General features: G+C 61.6%; 13 protein-coding genes, 1 tRNA gene and 3 pseudogenes. 5 read left to right on the forward strand and 12 right to left on the reverse strand.

Going from position 1 to position 21517, the window contains the following annotated elements; translation table 11 throughout:
* The first annotated feature begins 164 nt into the window (after positions 1 to 164).
* Complete coding sequence (locus ACZ89E_RS18310; RefSeq protein ID WP_476256180.1) at positions 165 to 2690, forward strand: PepSY domain-containing protein; 2526 nt, start codon at positions 165 to 167, stop codon at positions 2688 to 2690.
* Between the two features lie 134 nt (positions 2691 to 2824).
* Here the strand turns inward: ACZ89E_RS18310 and ACZ89E_RS18315 are convergent.
* The 4 genes and pseudogenes from ACZ89E_RS18315 to ptsP form a co-directional block, all read right to left on the reverse strand.
* Positions 2825 to 4367 (reverse strand): annotated as a pseudogene (locus ACZ89E_RS18315) (alkaline phosphatase D family protein).
* Positions 4368 to 4577: 210 nt separating this feature from the next.
* Positions 4578 to 6317 (reverse strand): PTS fructose-like transporter subunit IIB, encoded by a 1740-nt coding sequence (locus ACZ89E_RS18320; protein ID WP_476256181.1) that lies wholly within the window; start codon positions 6315 to 6317, stop codon positions 4578 to 4580.
* A gap of 11 nt (positions 6318 to 6328) precedes the next feature.
* Entirely contained in the window at positions 6329 to 7270 is a 942-nt protein-coding gene (gene pfkB, locus ACZ89E_RS18325) for a 1-phosphofructokinase (RefSeq protein ID WP_476256182.1), read from the reverse strand.
* Positions 7270 to 10131: a phosphoenolpyruvate--protein phosphotransferase gene (ptsP, locus tag ACZ89E_RS18330; protein WP_149657629.1), complete on the reverse strand. Its 2862-nt coding sequence runs from the start codon at positions 10129 to 10131 to the stop codon at positions 7270 to 7272. The genes pfkB and ptsP overlap by 1 nt, the downstream gene beginning before the upstream one ends.
* A 290-nt stretch (positions 10132 to 10421) precedes the next feature.
* On the opposite strand from ptsP, the gene cra reads away from it, so the two are divergent.
* Positions 10422 to 11417, forward strand: coding sequence for a catabolite repressor/activator (gene cra, locus ACZ89E_RS18335; RefSeq protein WP_476256183.1), 996 nt, complete (start codon positions 10422 to 10424; stop codon positions 11415 to 11417).
* Between the two features lie 3 nt (positions 11418 to 11420).
* Complete coding sequence (locus tag ACZ89E_RS18340) at positions 11421 to 12197, forward strand: TatD family hydrolase (RefSeq protein ID WP_476256184.1); 777 nt, start codon at positions 11421 to 11423, stop codon at positions 12195 to 12197.
* Here the strand turns inward: ACZ89E_RS18340 and ACZ89E_RS18345 are convergent, their stop codons facing one another.
* The 6 genes and pseudogenes from ACZ89E_RS18345 to ACZ89E_RS18370 form a co-directional block, all read right to left on the reverse strand.
* Positions 12198 to 12587: a hypothetical protein gene (locus ACZ89E_RS18345; protein WP_476256185.1), complete on the reverse strand. Its 390-nt coding sequence runs from the start codon at positions 12585 to 12587 to the stop codon at positions 12198 to 12200.
* 249 nt (positions 12588 to 12836) lie between these two features.
* On the reverse strand, positions 12837 to 13766 hold the full coding sequence (locus ACZ89E_RS18350; RefSeq protein ID WP_372242323.1) for a methyl-accepting chemotaxis protein: 930 nt from the start codon (positions 13764 to 13766) through the stop codon (positions 12837 to 12839).
* A pseudogene (locus tag ACZ89E_RS18355) lies at positions 13743 to 14834 on the reverse strand (methyl-accepting chemotaxis protein); the annotation flags it as partial. The gene ACZ89E_RS18350 and the pseudogene ACZ89E_RS18355, both read right to left, overlap by 24 nt.
* Before the next feature lie 329 nt (positions 14835 to 15163).
* Positions 15164 to 16001 (reverse strand): annotated as a pseudogene (ampE, locus tag ACZ89E_RS18360) (regulatory signaling modulator protein AmpE).
* Complete coding sequence (ampD, locus tag ACZ89E_RS18365; RefSeq protein WP_149657635.1) at positions 15998 to 16558, reverse strand: 1,6-anhydro-N-acetylmuramyl-L-alanine amidase AmpD; 561 nt, start codon at positions 16556 to 16558, stop codon at positions 15998 to 16000. Before ampD ends, ampE begins: the two are co-directional and overlap by 4 nt.
* 64 nt (positions 16559 to 16622) lie before the next feature.
* Positions 16623 to 18833: a DUF1631 domain-containing protein gene (locus ACZ89E_RS18370; protein WP_476256186.1), complete on the reverse strand. Its 2211-nt coding sequence runs from the start codon at positions 18831 to 18833 to the stop codon at positions 16623 to 16625.
* Between the two features lie 360 nt (positions 18834 to 19193).
* Between ACZ89E_RS18370 and nadC the strand changes: the two genes are divergently transcribed.
* Positions 19194 to 20042 (forward strand): carboxylating nicotinate-nucleotide diphosphorylase, encoded by an 849-nt coding sequence (gene nadC / locus ACZ89E_RS18375; RefSeq protein WP_476256187.1) that lies wholly within the window; start codon positions 19194 to 19196, stop codon positions 20040 to 20042.
* Positions 20043 to 20122: 80 nt separating this feature from the next.
* Here the strand turns inward: nadC and ACZ89E_RS18380 are convergent, their stop codons facing one another.
* Positions 20123 to 20428, reverse strand: a complete 306-nt coding sequence (locus tag ACZ89E_RS18380; RefSeq protein ID WP_128871926.1) for a DUF6388 family protein — start codon at positions 20426 to 20428, stop codon at positions 20123 to 20125.
* 138 nt (positions 20429 to 20566) lie between these two features.
* Here ACZ89E_RS18380 and ACZ89E_RS18385 point away from each other — a divergent pair, with 138 nt between their 5' ends.
* Positions 20567 to 21409 carry a hypothetical protein gene (locus ACZ89E_RS18385; RefSeq protein WP_463259378.1) on the forward strand — a complete coding sequence of 281 codons (843 nt, stop codon included), beginning with the start codon at positions 20567 to 20569 and terminating at the stop codon, positions 21407 to 21409.
* A 9-nt stretch (positions 21410 to 21418) separates the two neighbouring features.
* Here the strand turns inward: ACZ89E_RS18385 and ACZ89E_RS18390 are convergent.
* A tRNA-Thr gene (locus ACZ89E_RS18390) sits at positions 21419 to 21494 on the reverse strand.
* Positions 21495 to 21517: the final 23 nt, after the last annotated feature.

A 21517-nucleotide genomic window follows, 5' to 3' on the forward strand; every position in this document is an offset into this window, starting at 1 on the left:
CCTCCAGCGAGAGCAAGCTCCCTCGCCACAAAGGCAACATTCGGTCTTAACGCCCCGTTCATTGAATTGAACGGGGCTTTTGTGCGTAATAAAGAATGTTTCTCGACAACCCACGGCATAATGCGCGCCGTGATGATTACTTTCGAACGAACAAGGCGAGTGACGTGTTGAAGAAAACCCTGTTCCAGTTGCACTGGTTCTTTGGCATCAGTGCCGGGCTGGTCCTGGCCCTGATGGGCATCACCGGTGCGGCCTATTCGTTTCAGGATGAAATCCTGCGGGCGCTGAATCCATCTGTGTTGCAGGTGGAGAAACAGGTCGCCGGTGTGCTGCCGCCCGCCGAACTGGTTGAACACATCGAAGCCGCCTCCGGCAAGAAAGTCTCGATGCTCTGGGTCGAAACCGACAGCGGCAACGCCGCGCGGGTGATCTTCACCCCGCCACCGGGCGAACGTCGCGGCGAGATGCGTTACTTCGACCCATACACCGCCGAGTTCCTGGGCGACGCTACAGGCCAGGACTTCTTTGGCTTCATGTTGCAGTTGCACCGATTCCTTGCGATGGGTGATACCGGGCGGCAGATCACCGGCGCGTGCACGCTGCTCCTGGTGTTCTTCTGCCTGTCCGGCCTCTACCTGCGCTGGCCGCGCCAATGGAATAAATGGCGTGCCTGGCTCACTCTCGACTGGAAGAAAAAAGGCCGCAGCTTTAATTGGGATCTGCACTCGGTGGCCGGCACCTGGTGCATGCTGTTTTACCTGTTGGCCGCGCTGACCGGGTTGTCCTGGTCCTACGAGTGGTACAACAAGGGCCTGACGCAATTACTCTCCGACGCGCCGCAGAACGAGCGGGTGCGCAACCGTGGCCCGGCGCCCAGCGGTCCGGCGCCGAGCGCCGATTACGCGGCGATGTGGAGCAGCATCTACAGCGCCGCCGGCCCGAACCTGTCTGCCTACAACATCCGCATGCCACCGCTGGCCGGCCAACCGGCGACCGTGTTTTACCTGTTGAATACCTCGCCCCATGACCGCGCGCTGAACGAGATCAGCCTCGATCCGGCGACCGGCATCGTCAAACGTCACGATCGCTACAGCGACAAGAGCTTCAAGGCGCAACTGCTGACCAGTATTTATGCGCTGCACACCGGCAGCTACTTTGGCATCGTCGGACGGATCATCCTGACCGTCACCGCGCTGACCATGCCGTTGTTTTTCATCACGGGCTGGCTGCTGTACCTGGATCGTCGACGCAAGAAACGCCAGATCAAGGATGCGCGCAAAGGCCTGGCGCAACCGGGCAGCGACGCACCGGCGTGGCTGATCGGCTTCGCCAGCCAGAGCGGTTTTGCCGAGCAACTGGCGTGGCAGACCGCGGGGCAATTACAGGCCGCCGGGTTACCGGTGAAGGTTCAGCCGCTGGCGACGGTCAGCGAGCAGGATTTGCAGGACTCGGACAACGCGTTGTTCGTGGTCAGCACCTTCGGCGACGGCGAAGCGCCGGACAGCGCCCGGGGGTTCGAACGCAAAGTGCTGGGGCGGGCGTTGAGCCTGGGCAGTTTGAATTACGCGGTACTCGGTCTCGGTGACCGCCAGTATCAGCACTTCTGCGGCTTCGCCCGGCGCTTGCACACCTGGCTCGGCGAACACGGCGGCAAGACCCTGTTTGCCCCGGTGGAAGTCGACAGCGGCGACCCTTACGCCTTGCGCCACTGGCAGCAGCAACTCGGCCTGCTGACCGGACAGGCCCCCGTGGACACCTGGCAAGCGCCCCACTACGACAACTGGACCCTGGCCCGCCGCGAGCTGATGAACCCTGACAGCAGCGGTGCGCCGGTGTACCTGCTCGGCCTCATCGCCCCGACCACCAGCAGTTGGCTGGCCGGCGACCTGGTGGAAGTCATGCCGCGCAACTGCCCATGGGCGATCGAGCATTTCCTCGATGGCCTGGGGATTGATGGTCGGGCCAGTGTTGAACTCGATGGTCTCTCGCAACCGCTGGACCAGGCGCTGGCCAGTCGGCAGCTCCCCGAGAACCGCACGCATCTGGTCGGCCTGCATGCCCAGGCGCTGGTGCAGGCGTTGGTGCCGTTGGCGATGCGCGAATACTCCATCGCCTCGATCACCGCCGACGGCGTACTGGAACTGATCGTGCGCCAGGAACTGCACCCCGACGGCAGCCTCGGCATCGGCTCCGGCTGGCTGACCGAACATGCGCCAGTGGGCGGCAGCATCAGCCTGCGAGTGCGGCGTAACAGCGGTTTCCATCTGCCGGTGGAACCGGTGCCGATGATCCTGTTGGGCAACGGAACGGGCCTGGCCGGGCTGCGCAGTTTGCTTAAAGCGCGGATTGCCGACGGGCAGCAGCGGCATTGGCTGCTGTTTGGCGAACGCAATCGCCGGCATGACTTCCTGTGTCGCGATGAGTTGGAAGGCTGGTTGATTGAAGGTGATCTGGAACGACTGGACCTGGCGTTTTCACGGGATCAGGCCGAGAAGATCTACGTCCAGGATCGCCTGCGCGAATCGGCCGTCGAGCTGAAGAAGTGGCTGGCCGAGGGTGCAGTGATCTACATCTGCGGCAGCTTGCAGGGGATGGCATCGGGGGTGGATCACGTGCTTAACGAAGTGCTGGGGATTGAAGAGGTTGACCGGTTGATCGAACAAGGCCGCTACCGCCGCGACGTTTACTGACACCTCAAGCCAGATCGTTCCCACGCTCCGCGTGGGAATGCCGCCCGGGACGCTCCGCGTCCCATCAAGAGCCGAACGCAGAGCGTCCGTTGAGGCATTCCCACGCAGAGCGTGGGAACGATCTCCCCCTCACCTCAAACCGGCTGCAACTTCTGCTCAAACACACTCACCCCATCCAGATCCCGCAACACCACACTCATCTCCCCCGTCTGCCCTTCAATATTCACCTCACCAAAAAACTGAAAACCCGCAAACGGCGAGGTGTTCTGCGCCGGCGGTGCTTTCTCGAACACCACTTCCGGGCCAAAGGTTTTATCCAGCGGATTTGGCCCGAAACTCCCGGCATTCAACGGTCCGGCGACAAACTCCCAGAACGGTTCGAAATCCTGAAACGCGGCGCGATCCGGGTGGTAGTGATGCGCCGCGCAGTAGTGCACATCCGCCGTCAGGAACACGAAATTGCGTACCTGTTGCTGACGCAGAAAACCCAGCAATTCAGCGATTTCCAGCTCGCGTCCCTGGGCCGGTCCCGGATCACCGTTGGCCACCGCTTCCCAGCGCGCGACACCCGGGCTGACTTCACCATCCGGCACGCCGAGACCAATCGGCATGTCGGCGGCGATGACTTTCCATTGCGCCGTTGAGGCTTTCAATGAAGCCTTCAGCCAGTCCAGTTGCTCGCGGCCGAGAAACGGTTTTTCCCCGCCGAGGTTGTCGTCATTCGCCCCGCGATAACTGCGCATATCGAGCACGAACACATCAAGCATCGGCCCATAGCTCAGCTGGCGATAAATCCGCCCGCCGTTGTCGGCGCTCTGCAAACGCATCGGTGCGTATTCGAGCCAGGCCTGGCGCGCGCGGCCCACCAGGCTGTGGATATCTTTGCTCTTGTAGCGCTCGTCGAGTTGTTTACCCGGCGACCAGTTGTTCACCACTTCGTGGTCGTCCCACTGCCAGATTTGCGGCACCTCGGCGTTGAAGCGGCGGATGTTTTCGTCCATCAGGTTATAGCGATAGTTGCCGCGATATTCGTCGAGGGTTTCCGCGACTTTGCTCTTGGCTTCGCTGGTGATGTTGTGCCACACCCGACCGCTCTCGGTGGTGAGTTGTGCCGGCACCGGGCCGTCGGCGTAGATGGTGTCGCCGCTGTGGATAAAGAAATCCGGCAGGCGCAGGCGCATGGCTTCGTAGATGCGCATGCCGCCCGATGTCCGGGTTGATGCCGAAGCCCTGGCCGACGGTGTCGCCGCTCCACACAAAACGAATGTCGCGCCGGGCCGTCGGCACGCTGCGCAAGTGGCCGAACCAGGGTTCGCTGCTTGTGCCGTTCTGGGCGTCTTCGAAGTGCACGCGGTAGAAAATCGCCTGATCGGCGGGCAGGCCGGTGAGTTCGACCCGGGCGGTGAAATCGGTGCGGGCGTCAGCCAAAGGCGAGACGAAACGGCGGGGATTGGTGAACAGGCTGCGGGTGTCCCATTCCACCACCATGCGTGCGGGGCGGTCGCTGCGACTCCAGACCATCGCCCGGTCGCCCAGCAAGTCGCCGGACTGCACGCCGTCGGTGAGTTGCGGCCGATCCTTGACCGAAGCGATCACCGCCGGGGCCAGGCCGGGCAGCAACAATCCGGCGCCAACCGCTTGCATGACACGCCGGCGACCGAGGTTGAATTCGCTCATGGTGTTCTCCCTGGAAAAGGGAAACTAAAGCATGTGCGCATGACGCCCGTGTGAAACGCGCCCCCTGTAGGAGCGAGGCTTGCCCGCGAAGGCGGTGTGTCATTCAACATAGATGTTGAATGTGACGGCCTCTTCGCGGGCAAGCCTCGCTCCTACAAGGGGTGGGTGTCAGGGGTAAGTGGCAGGGTGTCAGGGGTAAGTGGCAGGGTGTCAGGCCTTCGCGGGTTCCAGCGCCAACTCCACCCCTTCCGGCCGCTTGAGCAGTGCATACGCCACCGCCGTCAGCAAACTCCCGGCCACGATGGCGAGCAGATACAGCAACGCATGGTTGATCGCATTCGGGATCATCAGCACAAACAACCCACCGTGCGGTGCCATCAGTTTGCAGCCGAAATACATCGACAACGCACCGGTCAGCGCACCACCGGCAATGCTCGCCGGGATCACCCGCAACGGGTCTTTCGCCGCAAACGGAATCGCCCCTTCAGAGATAAAGCACAGCCCCAACACCAATGCCGCTTTACCGGCCTCGCGTTCAGTCTGGGCGAACTTGCGCCGGGCAATAAACGTCGCGATGCCCAGGCCAATCGGCGGCACCATGCCGGCGGCCATGGTCGCTGCCATCGGCGCATAGCTCTGCGACGCCAGCAGCCCCACGGAGAACGCATAAGCCGCCTTGTTGATCGGCCCGCCGAGGTCGACGCACATCATGCCGCCGAGCAGCACACCGAGCAGGATCGCGTTGGTGGTGCCCATGCTGTCGAGGAAGTGCGTGAGCGCTTCGAGCATCCCCGCCACCGGTTTGCCGACCACATAAATCATCACCAGACCGGTGAACAGACTCGCGAACAACGGGATGATCAGGATCGGTTTCAGCGCCTCAAGACTTTGCGGCAATCGCGCATAACGGTTGATTGCCTGGGCCGCGTAACCGGCGATGAAACCGGCAAGGATCCCGCCGATAAAACCGGCGCCCAAGGTACTCGCGAGCAAACCACCGATCATCCCTGGCGCCAGGCCCGGACGGTCGGCGATGGAGTAGGCGATGTACCCCGCCAGCAACGGCACCATCAACTTGAACGCGGTCTCGCCGCCGATTTGCATCAGTGCGGCGGCGAGCGTGCCCGGTTCCTTGAACGCGGTGATGCCGAACACGAACGACAGCGCGATCATCAAACCGCCCGCCACCACCATCGGCAGCATGAACGACACCCCGGTCAGCAGGTGTTTATAGACGCCGGTTTTCTCTTGCTTGGCCGGCCCCTTGGCCCCCGTCGCAGCGCTTTCCTGCTTGCCTTCGGCCAGGGCTTTATTGAGCGTGGCTTCGGCCTGTTTCAAGGCGATGCCGGTGCCGCAACGGTAAATCTTCTTGCCGGCAAAACGCTCGGTGGCAACTTCGATATCGCAGGCCAGCAGCACCACGTCGGCATCGGCAATCGCCGCTGCGCTCAGGGGATTGCGCGCGCCGACCGAGCCCTGGGTTTCCACTTGCAGGTCGTAGCCCAGACGCTTGGCCGCTTGCTGCAAGGCTTCGGCGGCCATGAAGGTATGGGCAACGCCAGTTGGGCATGCGGTGATTGCGACCAGGCGCGGTGCGTTTTTGGCGGCCACGACAGGTTCTTCGACCGCTTCGGCGGCGATGTAAATCTCGGCCTCTTCAGCGCCCCGACGCAACACCGCTTCAACATCTTGCAGGGCCTGGGCCGGGGTGCTGCGAAACACCCGCTTGCCGACAAATCGCGACATGTCCACCGGAGCGCTGGTCACCAGCAACACCCACTCGGCGGACTCAATCGTCGCCGCCGACAACTGACGTTCCGGGTGTGCTGCATCGTTGACTTCGACGCAAGTGCTCCAGCCCTGACGCTGGGCCGCGGCGTCGAGCAGCCGCGCGCACAGCACACTGGTGACCATGCCGTTCGGGCAGGCCGTAACAATGGCTAACTTCATGACAACCCCTCTTATTGTTCTGTCAGGAGGCGCACGCGCACGCCCTGTTCGAGCTGCGTCAATTGCGCGACATCACTGATGCCGAAACCGATTTGCGTGACCGCCATCGCGGCAATCGCCGTGGCGGTGCGCACGGTCTGTTCCGGCGTGTCGGCACTGAGCAAACCGTGGAGCATCCCCGCCAACAATGAATCGCCCGCGCCCACGGTGCTGACCACACTGACCCGCGGTGGCGTGGCATGCATCGCCGCGCCCACGCTGAACCAGTTCACGCCGTCAGCGCCGTGGGAAATCACCACGTGCTCGATGCCTTGCGCATGCAAGCGGCTAGCGGCTTCGGCCTGGGCCGTCACTGAAACCACGTCGCAATCCAGCGCATCGGCGAGTTCTTCGGTGTTGGGTTTGATCAGCCACGGGCCGGCCGCCAGCCCTGCACGCAAGGCTTCGCCGCTGGTGTCCAGGGCCACGTTCAATCCGAGGTTTTTCAGACGCTCGATCAGCGCTTGCAGCCACTGCGGGCTGACGCCGCGCGGCAGGCTACCGGCGACCACGACGGCGTCGTGCCCCGGCGCGATCTGATCCAGTCGATCGAGCAACGCTTGCTGCGCCGTTTCACTGACCTGTGGTCCCGGACCGTTGATATCGGTGATACGCCCGCTGCTTTCCGCCAGTTTGATGTTGCTGCGGGTTTCGCCCGGCACACGAATGAACGCGTCGACAAAACCGCGCTTGGCGAACAGGGTTTCGAAGGCTTGCAGATTGTCTTCGCCGAGAAAGCCGCTGACCGTCAGTTGATGCCCGAGGTCCGCCAGCACTTGCGCCACGTTCACGCCTTTGCCGGCGGCGTGGGTGTGCATTTCATCGCTGCGGTTGACCTGACCGGGTGTCAGCACCGGCAACTGGACCGTGAGGTCCAGCGCCGGGTTGAGGGTCAGGGTTAGGATCTTGGCCATTACAGGGCCTCCACTAGTGCGCGCACTTCATTGGCGCTACCCACGGCTAAAGCCTGTTGGGCGAGGGTTTGGGTCTGGGCCAGGCTAAGTTCGCGGATGCGCGCCTTGACCTCGGCGATGCTGCGGCCCGACACGCTGAGTTCATCCACACCGAGGCCGACCAACACCGGCACCGCCAACGGATCCGCCGCCAACTCGCCGCACACGCCGACCCATTTGCCATGGGCATGGGCCGCACGCACGGTGATGTCGATCAGTTGCAGCACCGCCGGGTGCAAGCCGTCAGCCTGGGCCGACAAGGTCGGGTGACCGCGGTCGATGGCCAGGGTGTATTGGGTCAGGTCGTTGGTGCCGACGCTGAAGAAATCGACTTCCTTGGCCAGCACCGGCGCGAGCAACGCCGCCGACGGCACTTCAATCATGATCCCCAGTTGCAAATCCGCCACCGGAATTTCCAGACGCAGACGTTCGGTCATGTCCCGGGCCTGACGCCATTCATCAACGCTGCCGACCATGGGAAACATAATGCGCAATGGGCGGTTGTCCGCCGCACGGAGCAAGGCGCGCAATTGCGCTTCCATGATCTGCGGACGTTGCAAGGTCAGACGAATACCACGCACGCCGAGGAACGGGTTTTCTTCCTTGGCGATCGGCCAATACGGCAGCGGTTTGTCGCCGCCGACATCGAGGGTGCGCACCACCAACGGCCGCCCGGCGAGGCCATCGAGGACGCGACGGTATTCGACTTCCTGGGTGGCTTCGTCCGGCGCTTGCGAATGCGCCATGAAAATCAGTTCGGTGCGCAGCAGGCCAATGCCTTCGGCGCCCTGCTCCACCGCACTGGTCACACCGGCGCTTTCGCCGATATTGGCGAACACTTCCACGGCGTGGCCGTCGGTGGTCAGCGCCGGTTGATGGCGTTGTTCGGCAGCGGCTTTCAACCGCAGATCGCGGGTGTCGCGTTCTTCGGTGGCGCGCTGCAAGGTCGCGGCATCGGCGTCCACATGCAGGCGACCGCGTTGCCCATCGATCAGCAATGGCGTGCCCGGTGCCAGCAGCAACACGGCCGCGCCAGCACCGACCAGCGCCGGAATCCCCAATGCGCGGGCAACGATGGCGCTGTGAGCGGTGGCGCCGCCACGGGCAGTAAGAATGCCGGCCACCCGGGCCGGGTCGAGACGGGCCACGTCGGACGGACCGACCTCGTCCATCACCAGAATGTACGGTTGCTCCGGTTCGCTCGGGGTTTCGACACCACACAACTGCGAGAGCACCCGGCGGCCGATGTCGCGCAAGTCGGCGGCGCGTTCGGCGAGCAGCGCGTCCTGCAAGGATTCCTGCTGTTTGGCCGCCGCTTCGATCACCGCCATCCACGCCGCTTCGGCGCTTTCGCCCTGCTTGAGGCGGGTGTCGACTTCATCGGTCAATTCCGGGTCGTCGAGCATTTCCTGGTGGGTGATGAAAATCTCGCGAATCGCCTTGGACTTGCTGCGCTCGATCAACCCTTCGATGTCGCGACGGACATCGGTCAGCGCTTGTTTCAGGCGCTCGCGCTCAACGACGGCGGACTCACCGCGCAGCGGATAATCGATGGCTTGCAGCACTTGAATATGCGCCGGGCCGATAGCGATGCCGGGCGCGGCGGCGATGGCCTGGATCAGGCTGCCCGAAGCTGGGGCGAGGAGTACTTCGGCGACGTCGGCAAACACTTCCCGCTGCTGACTCACGGCGGGCAACGGCTCAACTTCTTCACCGAGGCCTTCTTCAATAGCCGCAAGCAAGGCCGGCAAGGCGTCGGCGGCGATGCTCGGTTCGGCGATGAATTCCAGCACCTGACCGCGACGGGCGCCGAGGCTCAGCAGTTTGCTCAAGCTCTTGACCGACACCGCGCTGTCCTGGCCATCGACGATGCGCACGCGAATCTCGCCTTCAAAGCTTTTCGCCAATTGCGCGAGGATCTTCGCCGGGCGCGCATGCAAGCCGTGGGCGTTGGCCAGGGCGATGCGGGCACTCGGCCAGTCGGCGGGCACTTCACCGCCGAGCACTTCGAGGACTTTGCGACTGCTGGTGGCGCGGCCCAATTCGTGGCCACGACCTTCGATCAGCAAGGCGCAAAGACGTTCGAGCAAGGCCTGATGCGCTTCGCCGAGGCTGGCCAGGCAGAACAGACCGCTCAATGGCTGGCCGAGGTAACGCATCGGTTTGTCCGGCGTGACGAAGGCCAGGCCCGGACGCTTCACGGTTTGTTCGCTGTGCAGCCACCACAGGCCATCGCCCAGGGGCAGCGCTTCGACCTGTTGCAGCACGGCGGAGAAACCGTTGCTCACGCAATCGGCCTGGCGCAGCAAACGTGCACCACGCCAGACCAATTCTTCGAAGTCATCAGCGGAGACACCGAGGCCGATCATCTGTGCATCCAGCGCCAGTTCTTGCGGCGCGCCTTGCAACAGCTTCAGCAGCGCTTCGGCGGAACTGGCGCGCCGCAGGGCCTGGCCCAGATCAGTCTCGCCGAGGGCGCGGGTCAGCAGTTGCAGCAAACGCAGGTGTTCATCGGATTTGGCGGCGATGCCGATCGCCAGGTAGACGATCTGGCCATCGCCCCAATCGACGCCTTCAGGAAATTGCATCAACCGCACGCCGGTGGAAAACACCTGGTCGCGGGTTTCCGGCGTACCGTGGGGGATGGCAATACCTTGGCCGAGAAAGGTCGAGCCCTGGGCTTCCCGCGCCTGCAAACCGGCGAGATAACCCTCTGCTACCAGACCATCGGCAACCAGATGCTGGGCCAGCAGGTGCAACGCGGCTGACTTATCCACAGCCGACTGGCCCATGGATATCTGCTCTATGGTGAGCTCGAGCATGCTTTCTCCTTTTTGGCGCCTTGGGACGCCAGGTATTGTTTTGAATGTTTCAGCTTAGGCCCTTGATGATGACTTTTGGCGGTTTCGCGGCAGAACCGGCCAAAGGACCCTATAACGCGGAAAATACGCTTGCTGAAACGATTAATCTAGAATGTTTGGCACGTTACTCGATAATGTCCCATCCTTGAAGTCCAACTTGTCGGATGCGTTGCGACAATAGTCGCCTGCCCGAATCGGGTAGGATTGGCGAAAATGTCGGGGCAAGCTCGAAAAAACAAGGAAATCCCGAGTTGAAACTCAGTGATATCGCACAGTTGGCCGGTGTGTCCGTTACCACCGCCAGTTATGTCATCAATGGCAAGGCCGCGCAGCAACGCATCAGCGCCGCGACTGTGGAGCGTGTTCGCGCCGTGGTCGAGCAACATGGCTTTACGCCCAACCCTCAGGCCGCCGGGCTGCGCAGTCGGCATACCCGCACCTTGGGCTTCATCCTGCCGGACCTGGAAAACCCCAGTTACGCACGGATCGCCAAGCTGCTGGAGCAAGGCGCCCGGGCGCGCGGTTATCAACTGCTGATCGCCAGTTCTGATGATGCGCCGGAAAGTGAACGGCAATTGCTCAAACTGTTCCGCGCCCGGCGTTGTGATGCCTTGATTGTCGCCAGTTGCCTGCCGACTGACGACGACAGCTATCGCCAGTTGCAGGCCAAGGGCATTCCGATCATCGCCATCGACCGGGTCATGGAACCCGAGCATTTCTGCTCGGTGATCAGTGACGACCGCGAAGCCAGCCTGCAACTGACCCGCAGCCTGCTCGAACCGGTGCCCAAGCAGATCGCCCTGATCGGCGCCCGTCCCGAGCTGAGCATCAGCCAGGAGCGTGCGGCCGGATTTAAAGAGGCTCTGACGGGGTTCAAAGGCGAAATCCTGATCGAACACGGCGAGTCGTTCAGCCGCGAGTGCGGCAAGCAGTTGATGGAAGAACTCCTACAGCGCCTGGGCCATTTGCCGGATGCCCTGGTGACGACGTCCTACGTACTGCTGCAAGGCGTGTTCGATGCCTTGCATGACTTCCCGTTGAAAACCCGCCCGCTGCGCCTCGGCACCTTCGGTGACACCCAGTTGCTGGATTTCCTGCCGTTGCCGGTCAACGCCATGGCCCAGCAACATCAGTTGATCGCCGACAAAGCCCTGGAGCTGGCCCTGGCCGCCATCGAACAGTCGGATTACCAACCCGGCGTGCTGGCCATCGCGCGGACCTTCAAGCAGCGCATTCTGCAGGACTGAGCCGTGGAGCTGATCGACAGCCACACTCATCTGGACTTCCCGGACTTCGACGCCGATCGCACGGCGTTGCTGGCCGAAAGCCGCGCCCTGGGGGTGCGGCGGATGGTGGTGTTGGGGGTTTTTCAGGGCAATTGGCAGCGGGTCTGGGATCTGGTGCAGAGCGATCCCGATCTGCACGCGGCGTTCGGGCTGCATCCGGTGTATCTGGACGATCACCGCCCCGAGGATTTGACGGCGCTTGGCGACTGGCTGACGCGGCTGGCCGGCCATCGGCAGCTGTGCGCGGTGGGCGAAATCGGCCTGGATTATTTCATCGAAACCCTCGATCGCGAACGGCAGCAGGCGCTGTTCGACGCGCAGTTGCAACTGGCGGTGGATTTCAATCTGCCGGCGCTGATCCACGTGCGCCGCAGCCATGCCGCCGTGATTGCCACGCTCAAACGCTTTCGCCTGAAGCGCGCGGGGATCATCCACGCCTTCGCTGGCAGTCAGGAAGAAGCGCGGGAATACATCAAGCTCGGTTTCAAACTCGGCCTGGGTGGCGCCGCGACCTGGCCGCAGGCCTTGCGTATGCACCGCGTATTGGCCCAACTGCCGCTGGATTCAGTGGTGCTGGAAACCGACTCCCCGGACATGGCGCCCGCCATGTTCCCCGGCCAGCGCAACAGCCCGGCGCACTTGCCGGCGATCTGTACGGCGCTGGCGCAGATCATGGCGATCAGCCCCGAACAACTGGCGGCCGTCAGTACGGCGAATGCCTGCGAGTTGTTCAACTGGTAGTCAGTCGACGTGGGCCCTGGCGGCCTCCAGCGTCAGCGTGATGTGTTGCCGATGCCGGGCGAACCGGACGACGCCGAAGTAGACGAGAATCGCCAATAGCGAAAAATTCAGCTGTTCGACAACGCTGAGCAACCCGACCCACTCCATCACCAGCGCCACCAACAGCGCGGTGCAGACCATGATCAGCGTGCTCGCCCGCAACCAGGCCAGGGAATCGAGCGACTTGAAGCGCTTGATCTGCTTGGGGTCGCGCAGTTGCAGGGCCTTCTCGCAGTGAGAACAGGTAAACGTTTCGTCGATCGCGATGGCGTTGAGTTGCCAGGGTTCAAGCAACAGGGTGCGCTGGCAATGGGCGCAGCGGCCCAGGATTCCAAGCGTGGCAGCGGACATAACCGGGCTTCCTCAGGGCAGGTTAGAGACATGGATCTTCCTCTATTGAAGACCAAAAACCAGCACCCGCGCGAAATCAGGAAACACCGCACCGGGAAAGGTAATACGTCCTACAGACTACTCACACAACACCAATCCCTATAGGAGCAAAGCTTGCTCGCGAAGGCGGTGTGTCAGCCAACATCAACGTTGACTGTACGGCCGCTTTCGCGAGCAAGCTTTGCTCCTACAGGGGATTGGTGATGTTGATCAGACCCGGAACGCGCTGATCAATTGTTTCAACTCCACCACCTGCGCCGACAACGCCCGGCTGGCATGCTCGGTCTGGTGTGCGCCCTCGGCGGTGCGTTCGCCGGCGCGGTTGATTTCGACGATGTTCTGGTCGATGTCGTGGGCCACGGCGGTTTGTTGTTCCACGGCGGCGGCGATCTGCTGGTTCTGGTCGACGATCATTCCCACAGCGCCGAGGATATTTTCCAGGGCCTGCTGGACCTTTTCCGATTGTCCCACCGTGCCGTTAGCCATTTGATGGCTGACGCCCATGGCCTTCACCGCCGCGCCGACCCCGCCGTGAAGCTTGGCGATCATCTGTTCGATTTCTTCGGTCGATTGCTGGGTGCGCTTGGCCAAGGTCCGGACCTCGTCCGCCACCACCGCGAAACCACGGCCCTGCTCCCCCGCCCGCGCCGCTTCGATGGCCGCGTTGAGCGCCAACAGGTTGGTCTGCTCGGCGATGCTTTTGATCACGTCCAGCACCCGACTGATGGACTGGCTGTCGATGGCCAGTTGATTGATCACCAGCACCGATTGATCGATCTCAGTGGCTAGCGCCGCAATGCTGCCCTGCTGGGACTCCACCAACCCGCGACCGCTGAGGGTTTCGTCGTTGACACTGTGGGCGCTGCTGACCGCCGCCGCGGCACTGCGCGCCACTTCCAGGGAGGTGGCCGACATCTGGTTCATGGCCGTGGCGACCTGTTCGATCTGGCTGCGCTGCCCGGCCACGGCCTGGTTGCTCTGGGCGGAAACGCTTTCCACTTGCCCGGCCTGGCGCTCGACTTCGCCGACGGTCTGGCCGACCCGCTCGATCAAGTCATGGATTTTCTTCACCGTGCCGTTGAACACCTCACCCAACTCGCCCAGTTCATCGCGGCTGTTGGCGCTGAAGGTGATGGTCATGTCGCCGGCCGCCACTCGGTCCATCATCGCGCCCAGGCGCTTGAGGGTGGTGCGGGTCGAGGCGTAGAAACCGCCGTAGAGGTAAAAGATCAAGACAAACACCAGCGACAGCGCCACGGCCTGCATCACCATGTGCGTGCGGTTCTGCTCCAGGCGCTGCTGCAACTGGGTGCCGAGAAACTTCAGGGTCGCTTCATTGAGCTGGTAGGTGTGGTCCATCAGGCCGGTGACCTGATCGTAAAAACCCTGCCACGGTGCATCGAGGGTGTCGGCCATCACCACTTGTTCTTCGAACAGCTCGCTGGCCTTTTTCAGCGACGCTTTGCTGCTCTCGGCCTGGGCGGCCAGAGATTCGTTAGCGGCTTTGCTGGAGCCCAATGCGTCGTGCAGCTTCAGCCCGTATTCAGCCTGAAGCTTTTCGATCTGCGCCAGCAGTTCGTCGAAGCGCGTACTCGATGCCGAATTGAGAAAGCCCTGCCCCAGGGACAGCGAGCCCATGGCCCGGCCTTCGCCGAGAATCTGCGTGACCGGCGGGGTGACGTTGGTGATCAGTTCGCTGAGCTGGCGCATGTCGCTCTGGTTGTCGCGACTCAGGCCGGCCTGACTGGTGATGATCTGGCTGAAAATCTGCGCATTGCCCAGCAACTTGCCGATCAGCGCACTTTTGCTTTGCAGGGAGTTTTCCGCTTGCTGGACCTTGAATGCGGCAATCATTTCATCGCGTTTGCCATCGAAGACCGTGACCTGTTCCGGGTCGGTGCTCATCGCCGTCAGCCCTTGCAGACGGGCGAGCACGCTTTGCTCCAGGGCGCTGATCTTGGTCTCGACATCGCCGGCCTTGCCGGACTGACCGAGGGTGACGTTGATCTGCACCAGGTTGTTCAGGGTTTCCAGATCCCGGCGCAGGGTCAGGCTGCTGCCCAGCAGGTCGAGGCTTTGCAGTTCGACGCGGGTGCCCTGAAATTCGCGATAGGAATCGCGCACCAGGTAGAAGTTGGTCACCAGCATCGGCACCAGGAACAGCACGCTGATCAGGCTGAACTTCATGCCGAAACTCAGGCGGTTCATCAGCGCGACAGCGGGATAGAGCAAGCTCTTCACTGTGAAGTCTCCCTTGGATTTCTTATTTTTATTGGCAGGCGCACAGATACAGCAGATAGCCACTATTGGGCGCTATCTCTGTATAGCTCAAATCGGAGGGGGGTTTTGTAACTTAAGGTTAACGGCAGGATGGGCCTGATGAGGACTTTGTGGCGAGGGAGCTTGCTCCCGCTCGGCTGCGAAGCAGTCGCAAAGCAATCGGGCAAGATTTTCCTGATCAATCACCTTGGCAGGTATTGGGGGTGCTTCGCACCCCAGCGGGAGCAAGCTCCCTCGCCACAATGATCTTTGGAGGCCTAAGGCAACACCGTCCACAACGCAAACCCGGCATACCAAAGCACCGCCGCACGCAGCAGCAGTTCCCAGATGCGATCCAGACTGTTGATGCCATCTGGCCCAACCACTGGCGCCGGAATCTCACCCGCTACCAGTCCGACCTTTTCGATCAATTGCGCGGCCGTGATGTTCCAGTTCAGCAGTTCGTGCAGCATCACCCGACCGACCGCGACAAAGTTGCCGACCAGGGCAAAAACTTGCCGCCAGCAGCCGCACCGGCACCCAATCGAAGGCGTGGCGCAGTTGTGCGGCGCGCTCGACCACCGCCGGGTTCTGCCCATGTTCTTCAGCCAGCGCCAGCAAGCGATAACTCAGCGCCGCCACCGGGCCCAGTAGGAAGTACCAGAAAATCACCGCAAAAAAGCTCTGGTAGGCCTGCCACAGCAGATGGGCCTGCACGCGCTCCAGAAGTTGCTCGCCACTGTCGGCGCAGATATTCAGATCGCGATTGGCCACATGCGCGGCGGCTTGCAGGTCTTCCCGGCGCCAGGCGTCGCGAAACGGCCCGAGTTCGCCCAGCAGATCGCCGCGACCCAAACTGTAAATCACCACCAACAGGTGCACCGGCAGGGCCAGCAAACCATAGGCCACGGGTTCCAGCACCACCAGCAGCAAACCGAGCAGCGCCACCGGCAACAACACCAACAGCACCAACACCAGCCACGAACGGTCCTTCAGGCGCGGGCTGGCTTCCAGCTTGTGCAGCTCGCGCACCCAACCGCCATCACGTTGAACCCGATGGCGCAGGGCCGAGAACTTCTCGATCCAGACCGCCAGCAGCAACACCAGAAAACTCATTGTTGTTCCTCTTTAGCCAAAGCGGCGCGATAGCGTGCCCAGTCGAACGCCGGTCCCGGATCGGTCTTGCGCCCGGGGGCGATGTCGCTATGCCCGCAAATGCGCTGTGCAGTGATGCCGGTAAAAGCGTTTTGCAGCTGTCGGGTCAGGGCCGTCAAGGCCTGGTATTGCGCATCGGTGAACGGCAGATCATCTGTGCCTTCAAGTTCGATGCCCACGGAAAAGTCGTTACAGACTTCTCGCCCTTCGAAATTCGAGATGCCGGCATGCCAGGCGCGCTCAAGACAGGAGACAAACTGAGTAACCGTGCCGTCACGCTCGATCAGAAAGTGCGCAGACACCCGCAGGTCAGCGATCCCTTCAAAGTAGGGATGCTCCGTGACATCCAGACGATTCTGGAAAAATTCCTGCACCTTGCCGGTGGCAAACTGCGCCGGCGGCAGGCTGATGTTGTGAATCACCAGCAGGGAGATTTCATCCGAGGGGCGCGCATTGAAGTTGGGCGAGGGGCAAATATTTACGCCCTGGCACCAACCGCTCGCGGGGTCCAACTGCATACAGGTTCCTTCAACGACGACCGTGTTGGCGCCCAGTATGCCGCGATAGACCCTCGGTACGCGATCACTTGGCGTGATTGAGGCGCCGCAAGTTGCCAATCACCGATTCCAGGGCCCGATCGAACAGCAGCGTATCGTCCAGCGCACGCACCGCGCCCCGGTGAAACTCCAGGGCCAGCCCGGTGCGGCTGCGCTCCAGCACCTTCATGCCGGTGCGGTTGACGAAGATGTATTTGCCGGTGGCATCGATGATCGCCGCCAGTTTGCAGCGCAGGGTGTTTTCTTCGTCTTCCTGAAATTCCACCCAACTGCCCACGCGCAATTGATCGACCTGGAGCAGCCCGACATCGTCCGCCGGTAAACGCACCGAAGCCGTTTCGACCGGACCTTCATCGGCATTGCGCAGGACGATTTCCTCGACCACTTCGACCATCACCGGCGTATCGCTCGAAGACGCCGGCTCCTGGGACGGCCGCTCGAACAGTTGCATGTGCAAGGCTTCCAGTTCAGCGAAGAATTCGCTGGTGGCAAACGGATCGAACGCCGAGCTGCTCAAACCATCGCGCAGCGACTTGAGCAACCCCGGCACCAGCGACAGCAGGCGCAGGCTGGCATCGGCTTCGTCGTGGCGCTGCACGCTCCAGATCAACTGCGCCATGGTCTGCACATCAGCGTGCCATTCGGCGGACTGATCGCCGTGCTTGAGGCAGGTCAGCAACAGTACCTTGCTCCAGGCCTCTTGCACGAACGCCACTACCCCTTGGGGCAGCAGCTTGCCCAACAGCGCGTCATTCAATGCTTGCTCGACCCGCTGACGCGCCAGCTCGGTCTTGGCCCGACCTTCCTCGGCGTCGCGGGTGCGTTGCTCCAGCAACTCGCTACGGCGGCGCTCGTCACCGGTAAACGCCAGGAAGTCCGCCAGCAACTCGGAGAAAATCGCCGGGTCATCGACAAAATCGTTCAACAACCGCTGCACCACTTGTTCGATGCGCAAGTACAGCGTGTCCCGCGCATGATCGTCGCACTCGCCCCAGCCCATGGCTGCGGCGGCGATTTCATTGAGCAGGCGCCGCGCCGGATGGCTGCTGCGGCTGAAGAAGCTCTTGTCGAGCACGGCGATTTTCAGCATCGGAATCTGCAAACGCCCGATCAGCGCCTTGAGGGAATCCGGCAGGTTGCGGTCATCGAGGATGCATTCGAAGAGCATCGCGATCAGGTTGATCACGTCTTCATCGGCGACACCGACCACCCGCGACTTGCCGCTCTTGACGCTGACCCGGGTCAGCAGTTGTTCGAGCTGGTTGCGCAGGTCGAAGTCGTCCTGAGCCGCCAGGGTCGGGACGTATTGCTGCAAATGCGAGAGCAGGCGCAGCAGGTCGCGGGTGGAGATCGGCTGGGCCGGGGTGCTGGCTTCGAGGGTTGGCGCGACACTGCCGCGCACGTGAAACAACAGCTCCTGCAACGCGGCGAAGACTTCTTGCACGCTGTCATCAATGTGCGTGCTGCCGGACCTGGCGACCGTCTCGACGGGTTCGGCCTGCACACTGGCCGCCGCGCGATCAGCGGCACGTCTGGCCGGAGCTGGCTTGAGTTCGGGCAGCACGCCAGTGGCGATCAACAGTTGATTGGCTTCGCTGTAGAGCTGATCGGCGCCGCTGAGCACGTAGCGCTCGAATAGCTTGAGGATGATCAACTTGACCTTGATCTCCACGCCCAGGTTGCGCCCGGCCTGGAGGAAATACTCGCATAGCATCGCCGGGCCCAGCGGGTTGTGCTGTTCGAGCAATTCCTTGCCCAACAACACGCTGAGCCGGGTGGTCAGTTGATCGAGGGCAAAACCTTCGCGGCTCAGCACTTTGCTGACCATCGCCTCGACCGCCACGTTGCGCTCCAGGTCATCCTGGGGCAGCGTTGCGCTGGCATCGAACGCCATGGCCTGGGACAGGGTGGACTGCGTGACGTCGTATTGGGTGAGGCTGATGAATGCCTCGAAGAATTGCTCAAGAAACCCGCGCTCGATGCTTTTGCGCTTGAGGCGCAAGTCGCGCATGGCTTCGAAGAAAATGTTCTGTTCGACGTCGTTGCGGGCCCGGTCGGCCATTTCGAACAGGGTGTCGTCGGCGTTATCGAACAGCGCCTGCAAACCATGCCTGAGCTGTTGCGCAGCCTTGTCGCGAACCTGAAGCAGAATCACAGGCAGGCGGGCGAGCGGCGAGTGAGTCGCCTGGTCGGTAGCCGCCTTGTGCAAAGGCACTACATTCCCGTCGTTGTGCATCCAAGCCTCCTGAAACGGTGAGTCTTCGGTTCGGTAAGAAAGATCGACTGCGCCGGCCTCACAGCCGGCGCTCAACGGGGAACACTGCCCACCCGCTGTCATTCAATAATCGGGGACCCAACGAGACGTCAAAGCTATGACGTCAAATGCAAGGCGGATTATCGGCAAAACACGCCGCTTGTGCCAGCAGACTCTTTGCTTCACAACGAAATAGACGTACAGGACAGACCCCGGTTTTGCCGCCTATGCTCACGCGAATCGACCAAATGCAGGTTTCAGAGCGATCCGGGCACTCGGCATGCCTTGGGTTGGCCTGCGCCATGGCCCTATAATCGGGCCACTTTGTTTGTGGAGCCCGTTATGCCGAATCTACGCCTCGCCGATTTGACCGCCGAAATCGAAGCCAACGTGCGTCGCGCGCTGCTCGAAGACATCGGCAGCGGCGACATCACCGCGCAACTGATCCCGGCCGAACGCCTGGCCAAAGCCACCATCATCACCCGCGACGCGGCCGTCATCGCCGGCACCGCGTGGGTGGATGCCGTCTTTCGGCAATTGGACCCGCGAGTCGCGGTGCACTGGCAAGTGCGCGATGGCGAACGGGTGAAACCCAATCAGGCGCTGTTCCACCTCGAAGGCCCGGCGCGCTCGCTGCTGACGGGCGAGCGCTGCGCGCTGAACTTCCTGCAACTGCTGTCCGGCGTGGCGACTCGCGCGCAGTTCCTGGCGGACTTCGTCGCCGAAACTCAGGTGAAGCTGCTCGACACCCGCAAAACCCTGCCGGGGCTGCGTCTGGCACAGAAGTACGCCGTGACCTGCGGCGGCTGCCATAACCACCGCATCGGCCTGTATGACGCGTTCCTGATCAAGGAAAACCATATCGCAGCCTGCGGCGGTGTCCCTGAAGCCATCAAGGCCGCGCACAAGATTGCCCCGGGCAAGCCCGTGGAAATCGAAGTGGAAAGCCTGGATGAGCTCAAAGAGGCCCTGGCGGCCGGTGCCGACATCATCATGCTCGACGAATTGAGCCTGGATGACATGCGCGAAGCGGTGCGCCTGAACAACGGCCAGGCAAAACTGGAGGCCAGCGGCGGGATCAACGAAAGCACGTTGCTACCGATTGCCGAAACCGGTGTGGATTACATTTCGATTGGTGCGATGACCAAGGATGTGAAGGCTGTCGACCTGTCGATGCGGCTCAGCCTCTGAGCAGCTCCAAGCGGCAAGTTACAAGCTTCAAGCAGTTCTGCTTTTACTTGTAGCTCGCCGCTTGAAACTTGAAGCTGCCTTTAAACCACCAGATTATTCATCTCGCAGTACTCTTCCCATTCGACGCCCAACACTTCGGCCGCCTCCTTGTGCAGAACCAGGCGCGCCGCCTCGAATTCTTCCGGGCTCGAGGTGTACTTGAGCGTCAGTTCCCACGGCTGCAAGCCCTGGGATTCCGCTTCATCCTCGAACGCCCACTGGATCTGGTCTTTCTGATCGTCGGCGGGCAAGTCCTTGATCTCTTCGGCGAGCTGGGGCGATTCCAGCAAGTACTTCTTCAGCGCTTCTTCGTGTCTGGCTTCTTGGGTCAATTCTTTAACGGTCATGGGGTTCTCGCTGATCTTAGGAATGGAAGATGGATCTGGATCATCAAGGATCTCTCTGACGCAAAAAACCGCGTAAAGCCCGGTTTGTCTGGCCTTCAGAACCATTCGGGATCATCTGAAAACAGCTCGGTGGTGCTCATGCAAGTTCCGAATATAGGACCTTTGGCTGACGATTTATATGCATGTTTACATCAAATCTACAAAAAACCGGATGCCCTCCCCGGCCACGTCATTTTTGCGCCCCCTCAGGAACATGTTTCGAAAATCGAAGTCATAGCGATGTGCCATATAGGCACTTCACAAGGAACTCAGGTGATGCGCAATTTCCCAAAGCTTTCGTCTACCCTGTTTGCAACCGGCATGGCTGCCCTGCTGCTCGGCAACCTGGCACTGGCCAGTACGGCTCAAGCTATCGAGCTCAGCTCCGACAACCCATCGTTTAACGACACGCTCACTGCCACCCACACTTCCTATGGCAAGACCGTACTGGTCAAAACCAATCTGGAAATCAGCGAGGTGGAAAAGTTACAAGGCACGGTTAAAACCAATACGGCTGAAATCGACAAACTGAAGACCACCGTCAGCGAACAAGCGCGCCTCATCGAAGAACTCAGACGCAACACCGGCACCAGCACCGGCTCGAGCAGCAATGAAATATCCAACCTCAAGCGCACTGTCGAGGAACAGGATAAAGACCTGAAGAAACTCGCCAGTCAGATGGAGGAGTTCAAGCGCAACACCGGTTCAAGCTCCAGTTCCAGCTCAAGCGAGGTGTCCAACCTCAAGCGCACTGTCAGCGATCAGGACAACGACCTGAAGAAGCTCGCCAGCCAGGTGGAAGACCTCAAGCGCAGCGCCGGCTCGAGTTCCAGCTCAAGCTCCAGCGACCTGTCCAACCTGAAGCGGGAAGTCAGCGATCAGGACAATCAACTGGATCAGCTCAAACGCACGGTCGAAGACCTGAGCCGAAAAGTGAAATAACAGCGGCAATGGTGCCCGAGACAGGAATCGAACCTGCGACCTTCGCGTTACGAGTGCGCTGCTCTACCGGCTGAGCTACACGGGCGGTGAGCTAAACCTAGCACAGCT

The organism is Pseudomonas sp. TE3899, from assembly GCF_056279105.1.